This window comes from Alkaliphilus peptidifermentans DSM 18978 (assembly GCF_900101495.1).
GTDB lineage: Bacteria > Bacillota > Clostridia > Peptostreptococcales > Natronincolaceae > Alkaliphilus_C > Alkaliphilus_C peptidifermentans.
This window is the reverse complement of sequence record NZ_FMUS01000021.1, coordinates 1-24,639: the sequence shown is the minus strand read 5'-3', so window position 1 is coordinate 24,639 and position 24,639 is coordinate 1. Positions and strand designations below refer to the sequence as shown.

The following is a 24,639-nucleotide window of genomic DNA, read 5'->3' as shown; positions in this document are numbered from 1 at the left end:
TTACTTTTCCTCCAATCTAATATATATTTTTCGAAATTCCTCTCGTGCTCTATAAATGGTTACCTTTACAGAGTTAAGATTTGTTTCAGTAATTTCGCTTATTTCTTGATAGGTAAGCTGCTGTATATCTCTAAGTATAATAAAGGTTCTATATTTTTCACCCATCTCTTTTAAGGCTGATTGAATCATTTCATTGATTTCAACATTTAAAAGATGGTCTTCGGGAGTGTAACTGCTATCAATGAGTTTTTCGTCAAGCTGGCCAACGTCCTTTGAGAAGACTACATTTTCTCTCTTCTTTATAAAGTTAAGATAGGTATTTTTTGCAATTCTATATAGCCAGGTTTTAAAGCTGGAACGACCTTGAAAATTATCAATATGTAGATATACCTTCAAGAAAACCTCCTGACAAATTTCTTCGCTAATAGTACGGTTACCTGAAAGATAGTATATGTATGAAAATATTGGTTCCTTATATTTTTGGTATAGAATTGTAAAGTCCTTATTCAACTGAATCTGTCCTTTCTAATTGCTGGCCAGCAAATGTATTTCCTTATTATAGACTACCATATTCTCTATAAGTTACAAAAAATAAAAATACTTATTAAAACAAGTACAGATTTTACCAAATAAATAACTTCAGAACATTTATATTTAACTAAACTATAAAATACCGTATAATACTTATATGGAATTTTCGTATTGAACAATGGGAAGTATGTTACAAATCGGAGGATGAGCTTATGGGTAAGGTTTCAAAAAAGGACACATATATTATTTTAACAATAGTATTAGGCCTTATAGCTGGCTGTATATATCTAGGTATCTCTTTACTATATGGCTTTTTAGGAAGCATTTTACTAATGGTATTTATTCTACACATAAAAGGCTTCTCATATAGTCAACTATGGGGTATGGTATATACTGGATTAATTGAATGTAGAATTCTATATCTGCTAATATTATTAATAGGTGCTACTGTCTCAGTTTGGATGTCTTCAGGGGTTGTGCCGGCCATGATATTTTATGGACTTGAGTATATGAAGGGTATGAACTTTTTACTGGCATCCTTTCTCATTACATCTATTTCAGCAATCTTTATGGGAACTGCTATAGGAACCATCAGTACTATTGGAATAGCTTTACTAGGAATAGGAAAGGGGTTTAGTATACCCCCCCATATATTATTAGGTGCCATTGTATCTGGGGCCTTCATTGCTGATAAAATCTCACCTATTTCTGGGTTACTGAACCTTACCCTCACTACAACAAAAACTAAGTACAAGGAAGCTTTAAGAACTATGCTGGTGACTCTAGCTCCAGTTTATGTGATTACTGCATTAGGGTACTATTATATTGGAATAAATTATTCAATAAAGACGGATTTAGGAAGCTTGATGGAATATCAATCAGCTATTATTGAGGGATTTAATATTTCTCCATGGCTTTTATTGTTACCTATACTCATAATATTTTTATCTATTATGGGAATAAAGACTATTTATACAATTTCCATTGGATTATTGGGAGGTATAATTGCCAGTGCAGTTTTACAGAAAATATCGGTTTCATCAGTTTTTCACTATATTATTTGGGGCTACAAAGGAAACACTTCTTCAACCATGCTTAATAGTATTTTAGTTAGTGGTGGTGTTATTTCGATGGTGGAGGTTGTATTAATTGTTGCTGGTGCAATATCATTAAGTAGCATATTAGAGAAGTCGGGTATTATTAAACCAATGATTAACAAAATTATCTCTTCAATTCATTCGGAAGGGGGGCTAATACTAAAAACTGGTTTTATCAGTAGTATATTGACTATAGTGACCTGTGATCAAACGGTTGGTATTGTTTTACCTGGACGTTTATTAAGAGATAAATATGAAGCATTACGTGTAGATAGCTCGGTACTGGCAAGGACAATATCTGATACCGGTACCGTGATTGCACCCCTTATGCCATGGAATGTAAATGCCCTTATTATAGTTTCCATATCAGGAATATCTGCAGTTTCATATGGGCCCTATGCTATACTTTGTTATATTTCACCAATAGTTACAATACTTCTTTCTAATATAATAAAGGTTAAGAGACAGCCTAGTATTAAGGCGACAACAGGAGTTTGATTATAGAAAAATTAGTAAATATAACAATTCATAGTACTCCGATTGGTTTTGTATAAAAAAATTGTCAATATATCAAAAAATATATTGACAATGTATTTAATGCCTATTATACTTATTTTTAATAGTTGAATATTATAAAGATAATGAAAATTATCTCTTATCCAGAGAGGTGGAGGGTCTGGCCCTATGAAACCCGGCAACCGGCTATAAGCTATAGCATCGGTGCCAATTCCTGCGATACATTGTATCGACAGATGAGAGAGCAGAATTAGTTTATTTTGCCTCTTTCCCTGTGAAAGAGGCTTTTATATTTTCTATGGAAAGGATGTGATTAATGGAGTTAAAGACGTTGCTTGACCTTAAACTAAATAACTATGAAACTCATATCCAGAGTGGTGGAGGGAGCGGCCCTATGAAACCCGGCAACCGGCTAATTTTAGTAACGGTGCTAATTCCGACAGTTAGAATACTGGGAGATGTGAGGGGATTTTATGAATATAGTCCTCTTTCATGTCGAAGGAGGATTTTTTATTTTAGAATTCTCCTTAAACATCAAATAATTTTAAAAATAAAGGAGAGATAATAATGAGTAAAAAGCAAAGCTTTGATACATTACAACTACACGGAGGGCAAACGCCTGATCCAACAACAGGGTCCAGGGCGGTACCAATTTATCAAACCACTTCCTATTCATTTAAGGATACCGACCATGCTGCCAATCTATTTGGATTAAAGGAATTTGGTAATATATATACCAGAATTATGAATCCCACCACCGATGTATTTGAGCAAAGAATCGCTTTGCTTGAAGGTGGAGTAGGAGCATTAGCAACAGCATCAGGCTCAGCAGCCATAACCTATGCTATTTTAAATATTGCAGGAGCAGGAGATGAAATTGTGGCTGCAAGCACCTTATATGGAGGTACTTATAATCTTTTTTCAACAACACTTCCTAGATTAGGTATTAAAACCAACTTTGTAAATCCTGACGATGCTGAAAACTTTAGAGGAGCCATCAATGATAAAACAAAGGCAATTTTTATTGAGACAATTGGCAACCCTGGTATTAATTTGATCGATATAGAAGCTGTTGCTGAAATTGCTCATTCCAACGGGGTGCCTCTTATTGTAGATAATACCTTTGGTACTCCATACCTTATTAAACCTATAGAATTCGGAGCTGATATTATTGTTCACTCAGCAACAAAATTCATCGGAGGCCATGGTACAACAATAGGTGGAGTAATTATTGACGCAGGAAAGTTTGATTGGGAAAATAGCGGTAGATTCCCCTGGCTTACAGAGCCAGATCCAAGCTATAATGGTATAAAATATACTGAAGCCTTTGGTGCAGCTGCCTACATTATCAAGGCTAGAGTACAGCTTTTGCGAGATACAGGAGCCTGCATAAGTCCCTTTAATTCATTTCAACTAATACAAGGACTAGAGACATTGTCCCTAAGAGTAGAAAAGCATGTTTCCAATACACAAAAAATTATAAATTTCCTAAACACACATAAAGCAGTTTCATGGGTAAACTATCCTAGTTTAGAGGATAGTAAATACAATGCTTTAGCAAAAAAATACCTGCCCAAGGGAGCGGGATCAATATTTACCTTTGGAATAAAGGGGGGAGTTGAGGAAGGTAAGAAGTTCATTGACAGTTTAGAAATTTTCTCGTTACTTGCCAATGTAGCGGATGCAAAATCCTTAGTTATACATCCAGCCAGCACAACCCATGCACAGCTTTCTGAGGAACAACAGCTTTCAGCTGGAGTTACCCCAGATATGGTAAGGCTCTCAATAGGATTAGAGGATGTAGAAGATTTAATCGGAGACTTAGACCAAGCACTAAATAAAGCAATAGAATAATTAGATAGGAGGAAATCTAATGCCTATTAAAATTCCAGATGGTCTTCCAGCTAAAGAAATGCTAACAAAGGAGAATATATTTGTTATGGATGAAAGTCATGCATTTCACCAGGATATAAGGTCTTTGAGGATTGCTATTTTAAATTTGATGCCAACAAAAATTGCTACAGAGACCCAGATATTACGATTATTAGGGAACTCACCTTTACAGGTGGATATTGTATTAATTCATCCAGAATCTCATAAGTCTAAAAATACTCCTGAAGAGCATCTAGAAAAATTTTACACCACCTTTAAGGAGATAAAAAATAAAAAGTTTGATGGTCTAATTATTACTGGGGCTCCAATAGAACAATTGGAATTTGAAGATGTAACATATTGGAAAGAGCTAACTGAAATAATGGAGTGGAGTAAAAACAATGTATTTTCAACGCTGCATATATGTTGGGGTGCTCAAGCAGGGTTATATTACCACCATGGAATAGCCAAATATCCTTTGGAATCAAAAATATTTGGAGTTTTTAAGCACAAATTATCCGAAAGAAATGTAAAGCTGCTGAGGGGATTTGACGACGAATTCTTCGTTCCCCATTCTCGACACACAGAAATTAGAAAAAGAGATATCGAAGAGGTAGATAATCTTTTATTACTATCTGAATCTGAAGAATCCGGTGTATATTTGGTTATATCAAAAAACGGACGACAAATATTCGTTACAGGTCACTCTGAATATGATCCTTTAACTATAAAAGCTGAGTATGATAGGGATATTATTAAGGGAGCACCTATTGGTATACCATATAACTATTTTCCTAAAGATGATCCCACACAAGAGCCCATAGTAAGGTGGAGAGGACATTCAAATCTCTTGTTTTCAAATTGGTTGAACTACTATGTTTATCAAGAAACCCCCTATGATATAGATCAAATTGAATAAAACCACTTATATCTTTAAAGCCACCCCCTTTAGTTGAAGCTACTGGGGTGGCTTTTTATCGTAAATGCTCTTTTTATATGTATAAATTTTTTGGAAAATTTATTTTAACGAAGCCCATAAATTAAGTATTAAATTATATAGACAGGCATAATTATAATTAAATCTTTAAGGTGTATTTATTTATAGCCTTAATCGATTAAAAATTAATTAATGTAGGGGGAGATTAATAATGAGAAAGAACATTTTTGTTCTAGCCTTAATTGCATTATTGGTGCTAGGACTAATTTTAACAGGCTGCACAACGAATAGTACAGATACTTCCTCGGAAGAAAATGAAGCTGAGGGTTCTGACACAATAAAAATCGGTTGGATAGGGTCATTAACTGGAGATCAGGCGGTGTGGGGAACCTGTGAGTTAAATACCGTAAAGATGTTAATAGAAGAAGTTAATGAGAAGGGTGGTTGGCTTGGTAAACAAGTAGAAGTAATTGGCTACGACACCCGTGGAGATGCTATGGAGGCTGTAAATGCTGTTAGAAGATTAACCTCCCAAGATAAGGTTGTTGCAATTGTAGGACCCAATGCCAGTGGGCAGGCCATAGCTATTTCATCAGTTTTAGAAGAAATGAAGGTTTCAAATATCGCAACTGTAGCAACAAACCCTAAGGTTACTATAGATGAAAAGGGTAATACTAAGCCATTTAACTTTAGAGTTTGTTTTATAGATCCATATCAAGGAGCTGTAGCTGCTGGTTATGCTTATGATGTTTTAGGATTCGAAAAAGCAGCTGTTTTATATGATGTAGCTGACGATTATTCTCAGGGACTAACAGAGTTTTTTGAGAAGTATTTTATAGAAAAGGGTGGAGAGATTGTAGCCAAAGAAGGTTTTAAGTTTGGCGATGTAGACTTTAGACCTCAACTCAGCAAAATAAAAGAAGCAAATCCTGAGGTAGTATTTATGCCATACTTCTTTAAGGAAGTTGCATTAAGTGCAAATCAGGCTAGGGAGTTAGGAATAGACGCTGTATTAATGGGTGGAGACGGATGGCCATCAGATATATTATTAGAAATGGCAGCTGATGCAGTAGAAGGAAGCTACTTTGTTAATCATTTGGACTTCGATGATCCTGAGGTTCAAGATTTTAAAGCTACTTATACAGCAAAATACAACTTGCCAGTTGAATTAAACGGATATTTAGCCTATGATGCAATAAAATTGCTAGAAAAGGCAATCTTGAATGCTGGAAGCTCTGATTCAGTAGCAATTAGGGACGCATTAGAAACTGCAAAGGTCCAAGGAATAACTGGACAAATAAATATTAGTAAGGAAACCCATAATCCCGAAGGAAAAGAAGCAGCAATTATTAAGATAATAGATGGCAAATACGTTTTCCAACAAAAATATTCAGCAAAGTAAGTTGATGTTATGCATTAATTTAGTATTGAACAGAGAAGGGGTAGCCTTCTCTGTTCAATAATTATTTTATACAGTTTAAGCAAAGGAAGGCTATTTCAAAGGGGGAATATTATGGCTACCTTTTTACAGCAAGTCATTAATGGATTATCTATCGGAAGTGTCTATGCCCTTATGGCGGTAGGTTATTCTTTAGTTTATAGTATTATGAATTTTAGTAATTTCGCCCACGGTGGAGTTATAATGATCGGTGCATATTTAGGTTTTTTTGCAATGACTCTTATAGAATTACCATTTATTATTGCTTTTGCTTTAGCTGCAGTTGGGGCGGCTATGGTGGCAGTGGTATTGGAGAGGGTAGCATATCGGCCTTTGAGAAATAGAAATGCACCCTTTTTGTACTTTATTATTTCAGCAATGGGGGCTTCCATTTTTTTAGAAAATATAGTCATTGCAACTATAGGGCCTAACTTTAGAACATATCCTAGAGTTTTTTCTGCAACACCCTACACCATTGGTAGTATATCAATTGGAAGATTAGATTTAACTATGTTTTGGGTTTCTGCCTTTAGCTTAGCAGTTTTAATCTTCATTATAGAGAAAACCAAAACGGGTATGGCAATCCGTGCAACGGCATATAGTGGAAGGGCAAGTGTACTAATGGGAGTTAATACAGATAGAATTATATTTATAGTTTTTGGGCTAGGTGGGCTATTGGCAGGGATAGCTGGAGTTCTTTTTGGAATGAAATACACTGTATATCCACAAATTGGATTTATTACAATGAAGTCCTTTATTGCAGCAGTTTTTGGCGGACTTGGGAGCCTTCCTGGAGCAGTTATAGGATCTGTACTCCTTGGAACGATAGAGACATTAACAGCAGGATACATATCTTCACAATATAGAGATCTTATCTCATTTGTATTATTAATATTGATACTTATTTTTCGTCCTAGAGGGTTAATGGGTAAAGTAACTGAAGATAAGGCATAGGGGGTGGCAGGATGGACTGGTTTTATGTTAAAGGGATTCTTATATTGTCGGGAATAAATTTATTAGCTGTACTTGGCCTTTCTCTACTTACTGGCTTTACAGGCTTATTTTCCTTTGGACATGCTGGATTTATGGCTATTGGGGCTTATGTAACAGCCTCCATGAGCATTAAATTTGGGTTGCCCTTTATTCCTTCATTGATGATTGGGGCAATGGGTGCTGCTTTGGTCAGCTTGTTTATAGGGAGATGGACATTAAACTTAAAGGGCGATTACTTCTGTATAGCAACCTTAGGTTTCGGTGAGGCCATAAGATTAATATTAGATAATGTTCAATATTTTGGTGGAGCTAGAGGCTGGCCAGGTATACCACTATACACTAATTTAACTAATGTTCTTATATTAAATATTATTGGTGTAGTTATATTAGTTAATTTAATCAGATCAAGGCATGGAAGAAATATGAAGGCTATTAGAGAAGAGGAACTTGCCTCGCAAATTATTGGTATAAATGTTTTTAAATATAAGATGACATCTCTTGCCATTAGTGCAGCCTATGCGGGAGTAGCAGGTGGACTCCTGGCCCATTATACGGGCTTTATACAGCCTAAAATGTTCCAACTAATTAAGTCCACTGAATTAACCATCATTGTAATTTTTGGGGGCTTAGGCAGTATATCAGGAAGTATAATTGGAGCTATAGTATTAACATCCTTACCAGAGATATTAAGAGCCTTTGCAAAATGGAGATTAGTAATCTATGGAATGGCAGTTATTTTTATTATGATTACACGACCACAGGGTTTGATGGGTGGATATGAAATAACCTATGGAAATATAAAAAAACTTGTCTCTCGTATTTTTTCAATATTTAATACTAAGAAAACATTAGGGGGAGATAAACAATGAACATTCTCGAGATAAAAAATGTTACTAAGAAATTTGGTGGATTAACAGCGGTGGGTAATGTAGACTTTAATGTTGAAAAGGATAGTATTTATGGACTGATTGGTCCTAATGGTGCTGGAAAAACAACTATTTTCAACTTAATAACAGGAATCTATCAGGTCACTGAGGGTGAAATACTATTTGAAAAACAAAGAATAACAAAACTCCAACCCTATCAGATAGCCGATATTGGTATTACAAGAACATTTCAAAATATAAGGCTTTTCAAAAAACTATCTACCTATGAAAATATACTAACAGCGTGTCACTATAATTCAAAATATACAATTCTTGATGCAATCATTAGAAATCGTAAATTTAAGGTGGGAGAAAGGAAGCTCCATAGTCAGGTTAATGAGTTATTGGAAATAATGGGTTTAGCCGATAGAAAAGATGTAATTGCTGGAAACCTACCCTATGGTCTCCAAAGAAGGCTTGAAATTGCAAGAGCCCTTGCCCTTAGACCTAAACTTTTACTTTTAGATGAGCCCGCTGCAGGAATGAATCCTGAAGAGACAATAAAACTAATGGAGCTTATTAAGGAAAATAGAGATAGGTTTAATTTAACGGTTCTTGTTATAGAGCATCATATGGATTTAATAATGGGCATATGTGACAAAATAGCTGTTTTAAACTTTGGTAGAAAGCTGGCGGAAGGAAATGCACAAGAAATTCAGACAAATCCAGTAGTAATTGAAGCTTATCTTGGGGAGGAGGAGGTTACGCTTGCTTAAGGTAGAAAATTTAAATGTTTATTACGGAGGTATTCATGCTCTAAAGGGTATCAACATAGAAGTAGAAGAGGGACAGATTGTCTCAATAATAGGGTCAAATGGTGCTGGTAAATCAACCCTTCTTAATGCTATTTCTGGAACTGTAAAGCCAAAGGAGGGTGTTATAACTTTTAGAGGGAAAAGACTAACAAGAGCACCCTATAATATTGTAAAACAAGGGATTTGTCAGGTTCCAGAGGGAAGATTGATCTTTGCTAACTTAACAGTTAGAGAGAATTTGATGATGGGAGCCTACTTAAGAAATGATAAAATGAAAATAGATGAAGACTTAAATACAGTATATGATCTATTTCCTCGTTTACAAGAAAGAATTAATCAAATGGCAGGAACACTAAGTGGAGGAGAACAGCAGATGCTGGCTATGGGTAGAGGACTTATGAGTAATCCAAACTTAATTTTGCTCGACGAACCTTCCTTGGGCTTAGCACCACTTTTAGTAAAGACAATATTCAAAATCATTGAAGATATAAAAAAAATGAATAAAACAATTCTATTGGTAGAGCAAAATGCCTATAAAGCACTTTCTATTGCTGATAGGGCCTATGTATTAGAACAAGGAAAAATAAAAAAACAAGGTGATGCCAAAGAATTATTAAAGGATGGAAGCATCCTAGAATCATATCTTGGAAAAATTAAACATAGCTAAATTTTATATGAAGTTTCACAAAGCAAGAAGGCTTTTTTAGGAGTACACTGACATCATTCCACTTTGTTTCATTCAGAATGACTCAACCCGGGATTTTTTCAGTGGCCTCCTTTTGAGAGCTTTTTTTACTGTGTACAAATTTTAAATATATTAAAGTCATTGAAGGAAAGCCTTGCAAATAAAAATAAACATGCTTATATTGTAAAAGAAATTGATTTATTTTTCTATGGAGAAGTGAAAGAACCTCTGTTATACTAATACTAGTTGTTTTTAATAGCTGCTAAAAAGACCGTCAGATTGAAAGGATGAATATTTATGCTTGTAAATTCTATAAAAATCGGATTTAAGAAGGGGATAGAAACCACCTGGATGCTTGCAAAGGTTATAATTCCTGTTTATTTTGTAATAACCTTTTTACAATACACACCAGTTATTAACTGGATTGCAGATATATTTAGACCAGTGATGGCTATTTTTAATTTGCCTGGTGAAGCTGCCATCATATTAGTATTAGGAAATATACTTAACTTGTATGCTGCTGTTGGCGCCATAAATGCAATTCAATTAACAACATTAGAAATTACTGTTATAGCTATGATGCTTTCTTTTTCTCACTCATTATTAATAGAAACAGCAGTTTCTAAGAAATTAGGAATTAGTGTAACGAAGGTTGTTCTCATTAGGATAGGCTTAGCTATAGCTTCAGGAGTAGTAATAGGAAGGATAGGTGCAATTCTATGATTAATATTATAAGAGAAGCAGCATTTGGAAGTATTAACTCAGTTTATTCGATAGCCATTATAATAATCCCTATCATGATTGCACTTCAAATTCTTAAAGACTTCAAAGTACTAGATAAAATTACTCAGCCCTTTAACTTTCTTGCGAAAATATTCAAGACATCTAATGAATCGGTGCTCCCCCTCTTGGTAGGCCTTATTTTTGGACTCTCATATGGTGCAGGAGTTATAATTCAAACTGCCAAAGAAGGTAACCTTACAAAACGGGATTTAACATTGATAACTGTTTTTTTAGTAGCATGTCATGCAGTCTTTGAGGATACTCTTATTTTTGTTGCAGTAGGTGCCAATGGCTTTATTCTGCTGGGGACAAGGATAATAGCTGCATTTATATTAACATATGTATTATCTAAGAGAATACCAATGGGTGATTTAAGTGAATTAAACCAAGTTGACAGTAATTAATAATAAAACCAGTAGCTTATAAAAAAATCCTCTGTAGAATTAATTGAAAATTATAGATAAGTTAGCAGCTATTGGCAATAGCTGTTTTTTACATTTTAGGATATAATTATTATATCGAAATTTGTCATAATATATCAAATAGTGTTTTAAAAAGGTGAAATATTGGTATTAATGATAATACAAGGACTTGTTAAAAATTTAATAAAGGGAGTGGATAATATGAGGAGTATTAAGACTAAATTAGTTATATATTTTTCCTGTCTAATAATTTTTATTACAACTGTTATTAGTTTTTGGGGTTATAATAAAGCAGCAGAAGGAATGAGGAATCTTGAAGAAAGATTACTAAGTGAAAAGCTAACAGGGGATATTGCTGCAGCAAATCAATATGTAGAAAATTATTATGGAGTAATTAAGTATGCAGGAGGTACTCTAGTCGACGAAAATGGAAGAACCATAGAAGGCAGGTTTGACATGGTGGATGCTATAATGAAGGACTTAGGAGATGTTGCAACTATTTTTGTAAAAAGCGATGATGACTTTACAAGGATAACCACAAATATTATTACTGATAATGGTTCAAGGGCAGTAGGTACCTTTCTAGGTAAGGATAGTCCAGCCTATGAAGTAGTGTCAAAGGGAAATACATATATTGGTGAAGCAAATATATTAGGAAAGCCATATTTAACAGCATATGATCCTATTACGGATAATAACGGTAATACTGTAGGCATTATTTTTGTTGGAGTTTCTAAAGAAGAGGCTGCAGCATTAATTAGCAATAATTTAATTACTTTGCGTAATTCTTTTGTTCTTATTTTATTGTTTGGAATGGTTGTTTCAATAGCCATTACATATTTTATAGGGAAACAAATTGCTGACCCAATTATTAAAGCAGTTAGCTACGCTGAGAAAATTGCTGATTTAGATATAACAGAGGATATTACTGAAAATATTACAAAGCGTGAAGATGAAATTGGTAGCCTAGGTAAATCTATTGAAGCGATTACTTATAATCTTAGGATGTTTGTTGAAAACGTCTCTGAAGCATCGCAAAAAGTAGCTGCTTCCTCAGAAAAATTGACAGCTACAACACAGGAATCTAGTATTGCTGCAGAAGAAGTGGCTAAGACTATTGAAGAAATAGCTAAAGGAGCCTCTGATCAAGCAGTTGATACAGAACAGGGTGTTTCTAAGGTAAGCGATCTGGGACAATTGATTGAGAAGGACCAACAATATAAAAAGGAATTAATGCTTTCTGCCAATGAGGTAATCAAGCTTAAGGATGAAGGCTTTGAAACCTTAGAGGATTTAGTTGAAAAAACAGATAGTAATAGTAACGCATCTAAAGAAATCTATGAAGCAATAGTTAATACCAATAAGAGTGCTGAGAAAATAGAAAATGCCAGTCTTATGATAAAAAACATTGCATCTCAAACTAATCTCCTGGCCCTTAATGCAGCGATAGAAGCTGCAAGGGCAGGCGAATCGGGAAGGGGCTTTGCTGTAGTTGCAGAGGAGATACGAAAGCTTGCCGAGCAATCTAATTTATTCACAGAGGAGATATCATTAGTAATTAAAGACCTCACCAGCAAAACTGAAAATGCAGTTGATAGAATGAAGGAGGTTTCAAATCTAGTTGTTGCTCAAACAGCAAGCGTTGAAACTACAAGAGTAAAGTTTGAAGGAATTTCTGAATCTATTATAAAAACTAAAATATTAATTGAAGAACTAGAAAAATCAGCACTCATCATGGAGGATAGAAAGGCTGAAATAATAGATATTATCCAAAACCTTTCAGCTATTGCAGAAGAGAATGCTGCAGGAACAGAAGAAGCATCGGCATCAGTTGAAGAACAGACGGCTTCAATGGCTGAGATATCCAATTCAAGTGAAGCATTAGCTAAACTGGCAGAAGAGTTACAGACTAGTATAGCTAGGTTTAAGACTGTATAGAATAATCATGCAAGGAGCTAGTGAGACTACTGTCCACAGAACATAATATTTAAGAAAAAATCAAAAAATGTCGACAAAAATATATTGCATTTAGTAACTTATAATGATAAGATACTAAAAATATCATTTGAAAGCGAAGATTGAGAGGAGTAGTCATGAATTGAAACCTACAGAGAGTCGCTGGTTGGTGAGAATGCGGCAGGGATGTTTATGATGAATGGGCTCATGAGTGCGATCCGAATCACTATAGTAGGCGTCGCCGGGAATCCTACCCGTTATCATTAGGACATGTATGATGGTACATGATTTAAGTGGGTATAGGAATATACCAATTTGGGTGGCACCGCAGGAGATAGGTCTCTTGTCCCTTTTTGTTAGGGATAAGGGGCTTTTTTATTTTTTGATAAAAGGAGGAGTATCAAAATGAAAAACTTGTTTAAGGGGAAGGGCGGAATTGAAATACAGATTGTGAGGAAGTCTGTAGAGGCTACATTTAAGGATTTTCTCATTAATGAATTAAATACTACGAAGGGAGCCTATTTCTGCAGCAGCTTTGAGTATCCAGGGAGATATACAAGATGGGATATGGGCTTTGTGAATCCTCCAGTTGAAATAAAAACCTATAGAGATAGGTTTGAAATTAATGCCTTAAATGAAAAGGGGGAGCTGCTTTTAGATTACATTTATTCATTTATAGAGTGGGAGAGCTATACAGAGGGCATCAATAGAGAAAAAAATAAAATCAACGGGAAGATAACCAAGATGGAGGAAGTCTTTTCTGAAGAGGAAAGGAGCAGGCAGGTTTCGGTATTTTCCTTGATAAGAACCTTAAGAGAAGCTTTTTATACAGAGGAGGATAGATTTTTAGGTCTCTATGGTGCATTCGGCTATGATCTTATTTTTCAATTTGAAAGTATTCCTCTATCTAGAGAAAGAGATATAAATCAGCCGGACATGGTTTTATATATTCCAGATGAAATATTTATAGTTGATCATCAAAAAAATGAACGTTACTTGCTTAGGTACAATTTTAAGTTTGAAGGTAAAACAACAGAAGGAAAAGATAGATCAACAGCAGATTCCCCAAAAAACAAAATAAATGTTAAACGTGATATACCAGAATATAAGAGGGGAGACTATTCAAAAAAAGTTCAATATGCTAAGGAATATTTTGCAAGGGGAGATCTATTTGAGGTTGTACCCTCCCATGAGTTTCATAGAAACTGTACAAAAACCTTATCCGAGTTATTTAATCAACTGGTAACAATCAATCCCAGTCCCTATGGATTTTTAATCAACCTGGGAGATGAAGCTCTAATTGGAGCTTCGCCGGAAATGTATGTAAGGGTGGAAGGAAAAAGAATAGAAACCTGTCCTATATCAGGGACAATTAAAAGAGGGAAAAATCCTATTGAAGATTCTGAACGTATCCGAGAGCTTTTGAATTCTCATAAGGATGAAACTGAGCTTACCATGTGCACAGATGTAGATAGAAATGACAAATCAAGAATTTGTGTTCCTGGGAGCGTTAAAGTAATTGGAAGACGTCAAATAGAAATGTATTCCCATCTTATTCATACAGTCGATCATGTAGAGGGTATTTTAAAAGAAGAACTCGACTCATTAGATGCCTTTATGACCCATATGTGGGCAGTTACCGTAACAGGAGCACCTAAAAAGGCCGCAATTGAATGGATTGAAGAAAATGAAGCTTCAAACAGAGACTGGTATGGTGGAGCTGTTGGTTTCATCGGATTTGACGGAAATATTAATACAGGACTTACCCTTAGAACCATAAGAATTAAGAGCAATATTGCAAGTATACGAGTAGGTGCAACAGTCCTATACGATTCCAACCCTGAAGCAGAAGAGGAGGAAACAATTGTAAAGGCAGCTGCCCTAATGAAGGTACTGAAGGATGAAAAGGTGGATACAAAGGAAGAAGAAATATTTATAGATCGGAAAGAAGACAATGAAAAAAGACTAGAGGTACTATTTATTGATCATGAAGATTCCTTTCTCCACACTCTAGGAAGCTATTTCAGACAGGCCGGCTGTGGGGTAAAAACCTTACGACATACTATAGCTAAAGAGGCTATCAAAGCAGGAAAATATGATTTGGTTGTACTGTCACCGGGTCCTGGCACTCCATCAGATTATAGAATATCAGAAGCAATTAAGCTATGTGAAGAAATGAAAATTCCAGTCTTTGGAGTATGTCTAGGTCTACAGGGGATAGTTGAATATTATGGTGGAGACCTTGGATGCCTCGATTACCCTGTTCATGGAAAGCAATCGGAATTGACAATAGCTTCTCATTCAGTTATTTTTGACAACATAGAAAAAATAAAGGTTGGCCGGTATCATTCTCTATATGCCTCATATGTACCTCATAATTTAGAGGTTACAGCAAAAACCAATGATGGCATAGTAATGGCAGTTGAAGACAAGAAAAAAATGATGTTTGGTGTTCAATTTCATCCAGAATCCATCATGTCTATGGAGGATGATAAGGGATATAAAATCATTCAGAATTTATTAAATACTATAAAGGGGGTTCAATAAAAATGAAAAGAGAAAAATATACTGGATATTTTGGAGAATATGGTGGTAGATATGTACCTGAAATCCTGATTCCAGCCCTTGATGAGTTAAATGCAATGTTTATAAAAATAGCTGAGGATAATGAATTTTATAATGATTATTACTCATTACTAACTAATTTTTCTGGTAGGCCAACACCTTTAACCTATGCAAAGAATTTAACAGAGTATTTTGGTAAGGGAAAAATATATATAAAACGAGAAGATCTAAACCACTCTGGAGCCCATAAAATTAATAATGTATTGGGACAGGGGCTTGTAATGAAAAGACTTGGAAAGACCAGAGCCATTGCAGAAACAGGAGCAGGTCAGCATGGAGTAGCAACAGCAATAATGGCTGCTAAGATGGGCTTTAAGGCTACTATTTATATGGGAGAGGAAGACGTTAAAAGGCAATATTCAAATGTTTTCTGGATGAAGCAATTGGGTGCAGAGGTAATTCCAGTGGAAACAGGAGCAGCAACCTTGAAGGATGCAATAAATGAAGCCTTGAGGGATTGGGCCACCAACTTTGATACTACCCACTATGTTCTTGGTACTGCCTGTGGTCCAAAGCCATTTCCAGAAATGGTTACCCATTTTCAATCGGTTATTGGCCGGGAAATAAAAGAACAAATAATGACACTGGAGGGTAAAGCTCCAGATAGGATATATGCATGCCTTGGTGGTGGTTCTAATGCAATGGGAGCCTTTAATGAATTTCTGGAAGATAAAAATGTAGGCTTAATTGCTGTTGAAGCCGGCGGTAAGGGTTCAAATACAGATCTCCATGCATCAAGAATTGCCTACGGTAAAGGAAGGGTAGGGGTTTCACAGGGATATAAAACCCTATTTTTACAGGATGATGATGGACAGATGAAGGATACCTGGAGTATATCAGCGGGACTTGACTATGTGGGGGTATCTCCAATAGTTGCCCATTTGTCAGATATTAATAGAGTAAGGGCTTTGGCGGCTACGGATAATGAGGTAATCGATGCCTTTAAGCTGGTGGTTTCAAAGGAAGGAATTATTCCAGCCCTTGAGTCTACCCACGCCTTTGCAGGGCTCTTCTCAGAAATTAAAAATACAAAGTCAGAGGATATATTAATAGTAAATATGTCAGGCAGAGGAGATAAGGACATCTTTAATGTTGGAGAGGCACTGGAGGATTCAGACTGGAAAAAATTTGTTATAGAAAGAGGGGAACAATATGCAGATTGAAAAATATATAGCAGAGAGAAAGAAAACAAAAGAGATATTAATTATGACCCATCAAATCATTGGCTATCCAGATTTTGAAACAAATGAGAAGGCTATTGACTGCTTTTATAAAAATGGTGTTGATATGATTGAACTTCAAATACCCTTTTCAGATCCTGTAGCAGATGGTCCAGCCTTTGCAAAATCTAATCAAGCAGCACTTGAAAAGGGGGTTAAAGTAAAGCAGTGCTTAGATTTTATTGAAAAAATCAGTGGAAAATATCCAATAACCTTTTTAATAATGACCTACTACAACATTTTATATCAGTATGGAGTTCCTCAATTCGTTAAAAAATGTAAAGAAATTAATGTAAAAGGAATTATAGTCCCCGACGCAGCCATTGATGAGGCCCATGAGTATTATGAAGGCTGCAGTAATGAAGGGATATCGGCCATTACAATAGCATCTCCATATTCTGATAAATCAAGGATAGAGAAGCTTTCAATTGCAGGAGACGGATTTATATATTATGTACCAAGAAAAGGAGTAACAGGGTGTAAAACTGATTTTAACCTGGATGTGCTTGATAAAATAAGCCTTGTTAAAGAATACTCCGGTAAAAATGTTGCTGTGGGCTTTGGGATACAAAATCAAGATGATGTTAAGAGGCTGGTGGGTGTGGCAGACATCGCCATTATTGGCAGCAAGATTCAGAAGGTAATTGAAGATGAAGGGATAGAGGCTTTAGATAATTTTATTAAAAGCATTTGCAGCGTAAATTAAAGGGGAGTGAAATTTATGTTTATAGAAAAAGCGATTAAAAAATTATCAGTAAAAGAGAATTTAAGTGATGAATGTGCCTATGGAGCCATGAATGAAATTATGGAAGGAATAGCAACTCCAGTAGAAATAGCTGCATTTTTAACTGCCCTCAGACTAAAGGGCGAAACAACTGAAGAAATATATTCTTGCAGCAGAGTTTTAAGAGAAAAGTGTCTTAGAGTTAAATGTAGGGAAGAAAACATTGTTGATACCTGTGGAACAGGGGGAGATGGAGGAAATACCTTTAACATTTCAACAGCAGCCATGTTTATTGCAGCAGGGGCTGGAGTTAAGGTTGCAAAGCATGGTAATAGATCCATAACCAGCAAAAGTGGAGCTGCAGACGTGTTAGAGGGCCTTGGGGCTGAAATATATACACCACCTGAAGTTGTAGAAAGGTGCATAGAAGAAGTTGGTGTGGGATTTATGTTTGCACCTATGTATCACTCTTCAATGAAGCATGCTATGTCTGTTCGAAGGGAGCTGGGTTTTAGAACTATTTTCAATGTGTTGGGGCCCCTGACCAATCCGGCAGCTTCAAAACGACAATTATTAGGAGTATTCGATAAAAATTTAGTTTTAAAGATGGCAGAGGTATTAAATAGATTAGGCACTAAACATGCCATGGTTGTACACGGGTTTGATGGACTGGATGAAATAACCCTAACAGGAAATACTTATGTAGCTGAGGTTATGGATGGAGATATTACAGAATATACCATCAAACCAGAGGATTTTGGTCTTACTCCTTGCCTGCCTTATGATATTAAAGGTGGTGGACCAGAAGAGAATGCAAGAATAATTAAAGGAATACTGTCTGGAGAAGAAGGTGCAAAGGCTGATATTGCTAAATTAAATGCTGGTGCTGCCATTTATGTTGGTGGAGGGGCAAAAAGCTTAAAGGAGGGTATTGAAAAAGCTAAGGAATCAGTAAAAGAGAGGAGAGCTCTAGCGGTATTAAACAACTTTATTGAAAAAACAAAGGTGGTATAAATATATGATTTTAGATAGACTTGTTACCCATAAAATAAAGAGGCTAAAGGAGCAAAAAGAACACATCACTTTGAATGAGATAAAGGAGCAGGTATTGAAGTTAAAGAAAGTAGAGGATACTGTCTTTGCTAAGGCAATCAGCGAAAAAGAAGGAATAGCAGTAATTGCCGAGGTGAAAAAAGCTTCACCATCTAAGGGAATCATTAGTGAGGAGTTTGACTATTTGAAGATAGCATTAGATTATGAAGTCTACGGAGCCAGTGCCATTTCAGTATTAACAGAGGAGGATTTCTTCTTAGGCAGCCCTAAGTACCTTACTGAAATAAAAGGCAAGGTTAATATCCCAGTTCTAAGAAAGGATTTCATTATAGATGAGTATCAAATCTATGAATCTAAGCTATTAGGGGCAAATTCAATACTTCTAATAACTGGAATTTTAAATGATGTGCAGCTTAGAAGCTTTTTCGATGTCGCAAATAGGCTTAAGATGGATTGCTTAGTTGAGGTCCATAATGAAGCTGAAACAAAGCAGGCAATTGATATAGGAGCTAAAATGATTGGAATTAATAACCGAGACCTAAGAACCTTTTATGTAGATCTAAAAACAAGTGAGAGGCTTGTAAAGTTAATTCCTGAAGATATTATAAAGGTAAGCGAAAGCGGAATAAAATCAATTAACGATATTAAAAGACTTCATGAGATTGGATTCAATGCTGTTCTAATCGGAGAAGCATTAATGAAGGCTAATAGTGTTAAGGAAAAACTTAAGGAGCTTCACTATAGTGGAGAGGATGAGGAAAATGAAAACTATTCCAAAGGTTAAAATATGTGGAATAAGGTCAATGAATGATATTGAAATATTAAATGAGTATAGGCCAGACTATTGTGGATTTGTCTTTGCAGAAAGCAAAAGGAAAGTGGGGCTTACGGAGGTAAAAGAACTAATCCCTTATCTGCAGAAAGAGATTCTTCCAGTGGGTGTTTTTGTTGACCAGGAAATAACATTCATAATGAAGGCCATAGAAGCGGGAATAAAGGTAGTACAGCTTCATGGAGATGAAGATCAACAATTTATTAATGAATTAAAAATAAAAATAAATAATAACCAGATTAGTATATGGAAGGTAATCCGTATTAATAAAGAAATTGCCTCCGATAGAGAGCCATACTTAAATATCAATGGACTTATTTTTGATAAGTACAGTGCTGTTGCATATGGTGGAACAGGAGTTGCCTTTAATTGGGATATACTATCTGGTAAAACCTTTGAAGCTCCCATAGTATTGGCTGGAGGATTAACAGCAGATAATTTAAAAGATGCAGTTAGAATAGTAAACCCTTTTTGTGTTGATGTAAGCAGTAGCGTAGAGACACATGGATATAAAGATAAAGAAAAAGTTAAGGTATTTGTAAAAAAACTAAAATCACTAAACCTTTTTAATTCTCAATAATAACATATAGATACATATGTTTCTAAAGCTAATTTCTAGTAATGAGCTGTGATATTAATAATAATTCCTACAGTGAAGCCTTGTTTATATTAACAAGGTTTTATTGATTTTTGTATTATAGTTGAAGCCTAGATATATGTATTTACAGTTATTTTGACATATTACTATTTATATCGACAACTAAAAATGTATGTAGTATAATCAAATCAAAACAGGGGGGATTTTATGGAAAAAATAAAAAAAATTGACTTATTCCCAGGTGACATATTGCTTTGCAGAGGGAAAGGATGGATATCTGACCTAATAGTTCTTTTTGATGGAGGTACATATAGTCACACTGCTGTATATGTTGGAGAAAGATGTGGAGAGCACCTCATCATTCAGGCAACGTCAGATGGAGTAGTTTGTACACCTATTGAAGATATCAAAACTGAAACTTTTACAGATGTTTACAGATTTAATAAAAATGGACATAAGCTGGGTGATGATCAATATCCCTACAATCCAGTAATTGATGTATGCCAGAAATATGCTGATTCAAAAACGAAATATGCCTTCAGTCATTTAATATTACTTGCCATACTAAGTGTAACTAGAGAAATACCCCTAGACTATACAACGAAAAAAATAATACGAAGCATTCTTGATGATGCTACTGCGCATCTTTTTAAACTAATTGATAATAAAACAACTCCAATGGTATGTTCTGAAGTAGCCTATAGGGCCTTTGACGAAGCAGACAATAATAGAAAGTATCAGTTAAGCATAGAAGGTATTACCTTAAAGAAAATCAAAGAAGGTATGATGGAAGCTTCAAATGAAATTAGGGATATTTCAAATTCCAATGCGGACTTAGCAGTAATAGACATTGATCTGTACAACTCTAAACAAAGATTTGTAGACATGTGGAGTAAGCTTAAGGAAGAGGAAAATACATTATATTCCATACCACTTAATCCGATTGCTCCATGCGTCACACCAAAAGATTTAGAAAAATCAAGGAATTTAATAAAAATTGGCGAATTAGAGTTTTAATACATTAATTAATAGTAGGTGGTATTTTGAAGATTATATTTAAATGGGATGAGTTTTATGATATTTATGGGAAGCACGTAGCATATTTGTTTATTGCTTTATGTCTTATAGGTGTTTTTGTGATGTTTGGAAATACAAAGTCTATAGGTAATGTATATATACCGCTGGCAGAAGAAGGTGTTCTTAATTTAGAGGATTGGGATCATAAAAAGGAAGGAATTGTTGAGTTAAAGGGTGAATGGGAGCTTTATTACGGTCAAGTATTGAATTATAAAGACTTCAAAGAAACTAATATACCTGTAATGACATCCTTTATAAATCTTCCTGAAGAAAAAAATGATTATAAAACTAATCAGCAGGGCTACAGTACCCATAGATTAATAATAAGAACAAGTGAGAATAATGATGGTCTTGAAATGGGAATATTCATACCATATTCTATAATATCCCATAGATTAATGATAAACAATGAAATTATAAGTGAGGCAGGAGATTTTTTAGATGATGGTGAAAAAAAAGACGGAATTAGAAATAGAATAGTATATCTTGGAGCTATAGAGGATGAGTTTGAAATAATATTAAATTTAAGTAGTAGTTATTACTCTCAAATTGATCTTCCGATATACATTGGTGACTATTATAATTTAATAAATAAGAATACTAATGAGAAGCTACGTGATATGTTTTTTGTAGGTGCATTATTTATTTTAGGACTTTATCATATTATTCTTTATTTATTTCTACCTCAAAAAAAATATTCTTTATTCCTAGGGATATTATGTGCAGTTGTTGCAATTAGAACTGCCTTTGTAGCTGATACTGTAATTATGAGCAATTTCATGAATGTGCCTTTTAGTCTATTTCAGTTCATTAATTACGCCGGAGGTATGCTTGGAATTATTTACATAGCCAATTTCTTATATTCTCTTTATGAGGATGAATTTCCTAAAGGGGTATATATGTTTATAAAAGGTTATTCCTTGCTTTTCTTAATTATAATGATTGTTTTGCCTAATCATATATATAGTAAAATGAAAAACATTAATAATTTTTTCTTGATTTTTAGTCTAATTTACTTTGCATTCGTTATTTTCAAAGCAGTTAAAGTTAAAAGAGAGGGCTCCTATTTTATGATGGGAGGCATTTCATTTGGAATAATAGCTGCTATTAGTGATGTGTTGTATGTCAATAATATAGATACAGTTATATCTTTTTATGGGATGAATTCACTGGCTATAATGAGTTTTGCATTTATTCTTGCTATTATGCTCTCAAAAATTTTTTCTAATGCCTTTGTATCAGTGGAGAATTTGTCTATAAAGCTTATGTCCTTAGATAAGTTGAAGGATGAATTTTTAGCCAACACATCCCATGAGTTAAGAACACCCTTAAATGGAATTATAGGTATCACTGAATCTCTTTTAGAGGGAGCTGCTGCCATAGAAATACCCTTATCAGTTAAGAAAAATCTTACTGTTGTTTCCTCCAGTGCTAAACGATTAAGCAACCTTGTGAATGATATTCTAGACTATTCAAAGCTTAAGCATAGAGATTTGCAGTTGAACAGGAAAGCCTTAAATTTAAACGAAGTGGTTGATTCAATACTAATGGTATTTAAAATGTCAATGGAAGATAAACAAGTAATTCTAAGTAATGAAATTCCAGAAAATATACCTGATATTTATGCCGATGAAGATAGACTACAACAAATCATATACAATTTAGTTGGAAATGCTGTTAAATTTACTGAATCAGGCGAAGTTAATGTAAGAGCACAAGCTAAAGGTAGCTTTGTTGAAATAATAGTTGAAGATACAGGTATTGGAATTGCACCTGAAGAAATTGAAGATATATTTAAGTCCTTTGAACAGGTGGATGCATCAGTAGCAAGGCAGTATGGAGGTACAGGACTAGGTTTAAGCATAACTAAACAGTTGGTAGAACTCCATAATGGAAGAATAAAATGTGAATCAGAGATTGGAATTGGTTCGAAGTTTACCTTCACCATGCCGGTAAGTTTGGAAGGCTATGATAAAAGAGCAGTAACCAGAAGTAAGTTAATAAGGAATCATTCATATGAGAAAGCTGATGTTAATATGGAAGTCGACAATGATAAAAATAAGTTTAAAGTACTAGTAGTTGATGATGAAATAGTTAATCTACAGGTGCTTGCTAGCCAGTTAATTCTTAATAACTATAATGTTACTACTGCATTAAGTGGTAAGAAGGCATTAAAGCTTATATCAGAGGAATCCTTTGATCTAGTTATACTTGATGTAATGATGCCTAAAATGTCTGGATATGAGGTTTGCAAAAGAATTAGAGAGAAATTTACCCTTGTAGACCTACCTGTTCTTATGCTTACAGCCAACAGTCAGCTAAACAATGTTTGCCTAGGCTTTGAGTGCGGTACCAATGACTATATAATAAAGCCCTTTGAAAAATCTGAATTGTTGGCTAGGATAAAGACACTAATTACTATGAAAAATGCTGTAAAGCTTTCGGTAATAGACTCATTAACAGGAATCTTTAATAGAAAACATCTTTTTGAGCTGGCAGAACTATTATTTAATGAACACAGAGCTGAGAAAAAAATCATGTCTATTATTATGATGGATATAGATAATTTTAAGATATTAAATGATAAATACGGTCACGGAATTGGAGACATGATTCTTAAAGATATAGTTACTAGATGTCAAGAGGTGTTACGTCCAACAGATACCATTGGCCGATACGGTGGAGAGGAATTTACAGTTATTCTTCCAAACACAGAAATAGAAATTGCCCATAAAATAGCAGAAAGAATCAGAAAAAACGTAAGTGCTAAACCTATAAAAATTGGAGAAGAAAATGAAGAAATTGTTACTCTAAGTCTTGGTATTGGAGAGTCAAACAGTACCAATAAATCTGTACTGGATATTTTTTATGAAGCAGATAAAGCATTATATAAAGCTAAAAGTAGTGGTAAAAATAAAGTGACTACATATCAATAAATAATATACACAGGCAGATAAATATATTTCATATAGTATAATAAAATTGCAAATGTTACATAGAGCTATATTACATTGGAATAGATATAGGATTAATATTCTAGTGTTTGAGTTTTAAAGACAATCTGTATATGAATTTATGTATGAGAAATTAGAATACTAAAAACTGAAAATAGAGGTGATTACAATGTTGGGAGATATAATAGGGTTATTTTTTGTTATAATATTTTCTATAGCAATCTATGGAATTTCTATATATATGTTTATTCACCCAGAAGAAACCTTTATGTGGGGTAAGCGATGGATGTTCGAAAATGATGATAGTGAAATTGAGCCTAGTGAATTTGCCATTGATATGCAAAAGATAAGTGCTGTGTTCATTATAATAGTTACTACTATTTTTCTATTAAAGAACATATTAAGCTTAATTAGATAGGATGTTGGGTTGGGTGGAAATTAATTTTCAATTGAGGGTTTTAGTTTTATTTAGGAAATTGCATAACTCAAATTATTATTCTTTACACACATTAAATTATTTAGACCCACGGGAACCTAATATATTAGTGTTAAAGAATTAATTAAAGGGAATTATGCAATTTTCTCATATTAAAAAAGACAAGAAAAAAAACTTGTCTTGTAAATTCTAGTATGGTATTATGATAT

The 24,639-nt window shown here is 34.5% G+C and carries 21 protein-coding genes, 2 riboswitches and 1 other annotated feature; of the genes, 20 read left to right on the top strand and 1 reads right to left on the bottom strand.

Annotated elements, in window-relative coordinates; all coding sequences use genetic code 11:
- Window positions 1-510: an RNA polymerase sigma factor gene (locus BLP68_RS14375; RefSeq protein WP_091545197.1), complete on the bottom strand. Its 510-nt coding sequence runs from the start codon at window positions 508-510 to the stop codon at window positions 1-3.
- Window positions 511-743: 233 nt separating this feature from the next.
- Here BLP68_RS14375 and BLP68_RS14370 point away from each other — a divergent pair, with 233 nt between their 5' ends.
- The 20 genes from BLP68_RS14370 (at window position 744) to BLP68_RS14275 (ending at window position 24,412) form a co-directional block, all read left to right on the top strand.
- Window positions 744-2,126: a Na+/H+ antiporter NhaC family protein gene (locus tag BLP68_RS14370; RefSeq protein ID WP_091545196.1), complete on the top strand. Its 1,383-nt coding sequence runs from the start codon at window positions 744-746 to the stop codon at window positions 2,124-2,126.
- A gap of 154 nt (window positions 2,127-2,280) precedes the next feature.
- Window positions 2,281-2,387: riboswitch (SAM riboswitch) on the top strand.
- A 119-nt stretch (window positions 2,388-2,506) separates the two neighbouring features.
- Window positions 2,507-2,609, top strand: a riboswitch (SAM riboswitch).
- Window positions 2,610-2,711: 102 nt separating this feature from the next.
- A complete protein-coding gene (locus BLP68_RS14365) occupies window positions 2,712-3,998 on the top strand; it encodes a homocysteine synthase (protein ID WP_330389180.1) in 1,287 nt (428 codons plus the stop codon).
- A 19-nt stretch (window positions 3,999-4,017) separates the two neighbouring features.
- The gene (gene metA, locus BLP68_RS14360; RefSeq protein WP_091545192.1) at window positions 4,018-4,935 is read left to right on the top strand and encodes a homoserine O-acetyltransferase MetA; all 918 of its coding nucleotides are present in this window, start codon (window positions 4,018-4,020) and stop codon (window positions 4,933-4,935) included.
- 229 nt (window positions 4,936-5,164) lie between these two features.
- Window positions 5,165-6,355, top strand: coding sequence for an ABC transporter substrate-binding protein (locus BLP68_RS14355; RefSeq protein ID WP_091545190.1), 1,191 nt, complete (start codon window positions 5,165-5,167; stop codon window positions 6,353-6,355).
- A gap of 111 nt (window positions 6,356-6,466) precedes the next feature.
- The gene (locus BLP68_RS14350; RefSeq protein WP_091545189.1) at window positions 6,467-7,345 is read left to right on the top strand and encodes a branched-chain amino acid ABC transporter permease; all 879 of its coding nucleotides are present in this window, start codon (window positions 6,467-6,469) and stop codon (window positions 7,343-7,345) included.
- Between the two features lie 11 nt (window positions 7,346-7,356).
- Window positions 7,357-8,253 (top strand): branched-chain amino acid ABC transporter permease, encoded by an 897-nt coding sequence (locus BLP68_RS14345; protein ID WP_091545187.1) that lies wholly within the window; start codon window positions 7,357-7,359, stop codon window positions 8,251-8,253.
- Window positions 8,250-9,026 (top strand): ABC transporter ATP-binding protein, encoded by a 777-nt coding sequence (locus tag BLP68_RS14340; protein ID WP_091545185.1) that lies wholly within the window; start codon window positions 8,250-8,252, stop codon window positions 9,024-9,026. Before BLP68_RS14345 ends, BLP68_RS14340 begins: the two co-directional genes overlap by 4 nt.
- The gene (locus tag BLP68_RS14335) at window positions 9,019-9,732 is read left to right on the top strand and encodes an ABC transporter ATP-binding protein (RefSeq protein ID WP_091545184.1); all 714 of its coding nucleotides are present in this window, start codon (window positions 9,019-9,021) and stop codon (window positions 9,730-9,732) included. Before BLP68_RS14340 ends, BLP68_RS14335 begins: the two co-directional genes overlap by 8 nt.
- 315 nt (window positions 9,733-10,047) lie before the next feature.
- Window positions 10,048-10,473 (top strand): nucleoside recognition domain-containing protein, encoded by a 426-nt coding sequence (locus tag BLP68_RS14330; protein ID WP_091545182.1) that lies wholly within the window; start codon window positions 10,048-10,050, stop codon window positions 10,471-10,473.
- Window positions 10,470-10,937, top strand: coding sequence for a nucleoside recognition domain-containing protein (locus BLP68_RS14325; RefSeq protein ID WP_091545181.1), 468 nt, complete (start codon window positions 10,470-10,472; stop codon window positions 10,935-10,937). Before BLP68_RS14330 ends, BLP68_RS14325 begins: the two co-directional genes overlap by 4 nt.
- Before the next feature lie 219 nt (window positions 10,938-11,156).
- Window positions 11,157-12,893: a methyl-accepting chemotaxis protein gene (locus BLP68_RS14320; RefSeq protein ID WP_176759045.1), complete on the top strand. Its 1,737-nt coding sequence runs from the start codon at window positions 11,157-11,159 to the stop codon at window positions 12,891-12,893.
- A 127-nt stretch (window positions 12,894-13,020) separates the two neighbouring features.
- Window positions 13,021-13,265 (top strand) — a binding site (T-box leader).
- Between the two features lie 51 nt (window positions 13,266-13,316).
- Window positions 13,317-15,458 carry an anthranilate synthase component I gene (locus tag BLP68_RS14315; protein ID WP_091545178.1) on the top strand — a complete coding sequence of 714 codons (2,142 nt, stop codon included), beginning with the start codon at window positions 13,317-13,319 and terminating at the stop codon, window positions 15,456-15,458.
- Window positions 15,459-15,460: 2 nt separating this feature from the next.
- Entirely contained in the window at window positions 15,461-16,699 is a 1,239-nt protein-coding gene (gene trpB, locus BLP68_RS14310; RefSeq protein ID WP_091545176.1) for a tryptophan synthase subunit beta, read from the top strand.
- Window positions 16,689-17,462 (top strand): tryptophan synthase subunit alpha, encoded by a 774-nt coding sequence (trpA, locus tag BLP68_RS14305; protein ID WP_091545175.1) that lies wholly within the window; start codon window positions 16,689-16,691, stop codon window positions 17,460-17,462. Before trpB ends, trpA begins: the two co-directional genes overlap by 11 nt.
- A gap of 15 nt (window positions 17,463-17,477) precedes the next feature.
- Complete coding sequence (gene trpD / locus BLP68_RS14300; protein WP_091545173.1) at window positions 17,478-18,494, top strand: anthranilate phosphoribosyltransferase; 1,017 nt, start codon at window positions 17,478-17,480, stop codon at window positions 18,492-18,494.
- Window positions 18,495-18,498: 4 nt separating this feature from the next.
- Window positions 18,499-19,317 carry an indole-3-glycerol phosphate synthase TrpC gene (trpC, locus tag BLP68_RS14295; protein WP_091545172.1) on the top strand — a complete coding sequence of 273 codons (819 nt, stop codon included), beginning with the start codon at window positions 18,499-18,501 and terminating at the stop codon, window positions 19,315-19,317.
- Complete coding sequence (locus BLP68_RS14290) at window positions 19,295-19,945, top strand: phosphoribosylanthranilate isomerase (protein ID WP_176759044.1); 651 nt, start codon at window positions 19,295-19,297, stop codon at window positions 19,943-19,945. Before trpC ends, BLP68_RS14290 begins: the two co-directional genes overlap by 23 nt.
- Before the next feature lie 225 nt (window positions 19,946-20,170).
- Window positions 20,171-20,980: a C40 family peptidase gene (locus tag BLP68_RS14285; protein ID WP_091545169.1), complete on the top strand. Its 810-nt coding sequence runs from the start codon at window positions 20,171-20,173 to the stop codon at window positions 20,978-20,980.
- Window positions 20,981-21,006: 26 nt separating this feature from the next.
- On the top strand, window positions 21,007-23,976 hold the full coding sequence (locus tag BLP68_RS14280) for a diguanylate cyclase (RefSeq protein ID WP_091545167.1): 2,970 nt from the start codon (window positions 21,007-21,009) through the stop codon (window positions 23,974-23,976).
- 187 nt (window positions 23,977-24,163) lie between these two features.
- Entirely contained in the window at window positions 24,164-24,412 is a 249-nt protein-coding gene (locus tag BLP68_RS14275) for a DUF6199 family natural product biosynthesis protein (protein ID WP_091545166.1), read from the top strand.
- Window positions 24,413-24,639 lie beyond the last annotated feature (227 nt).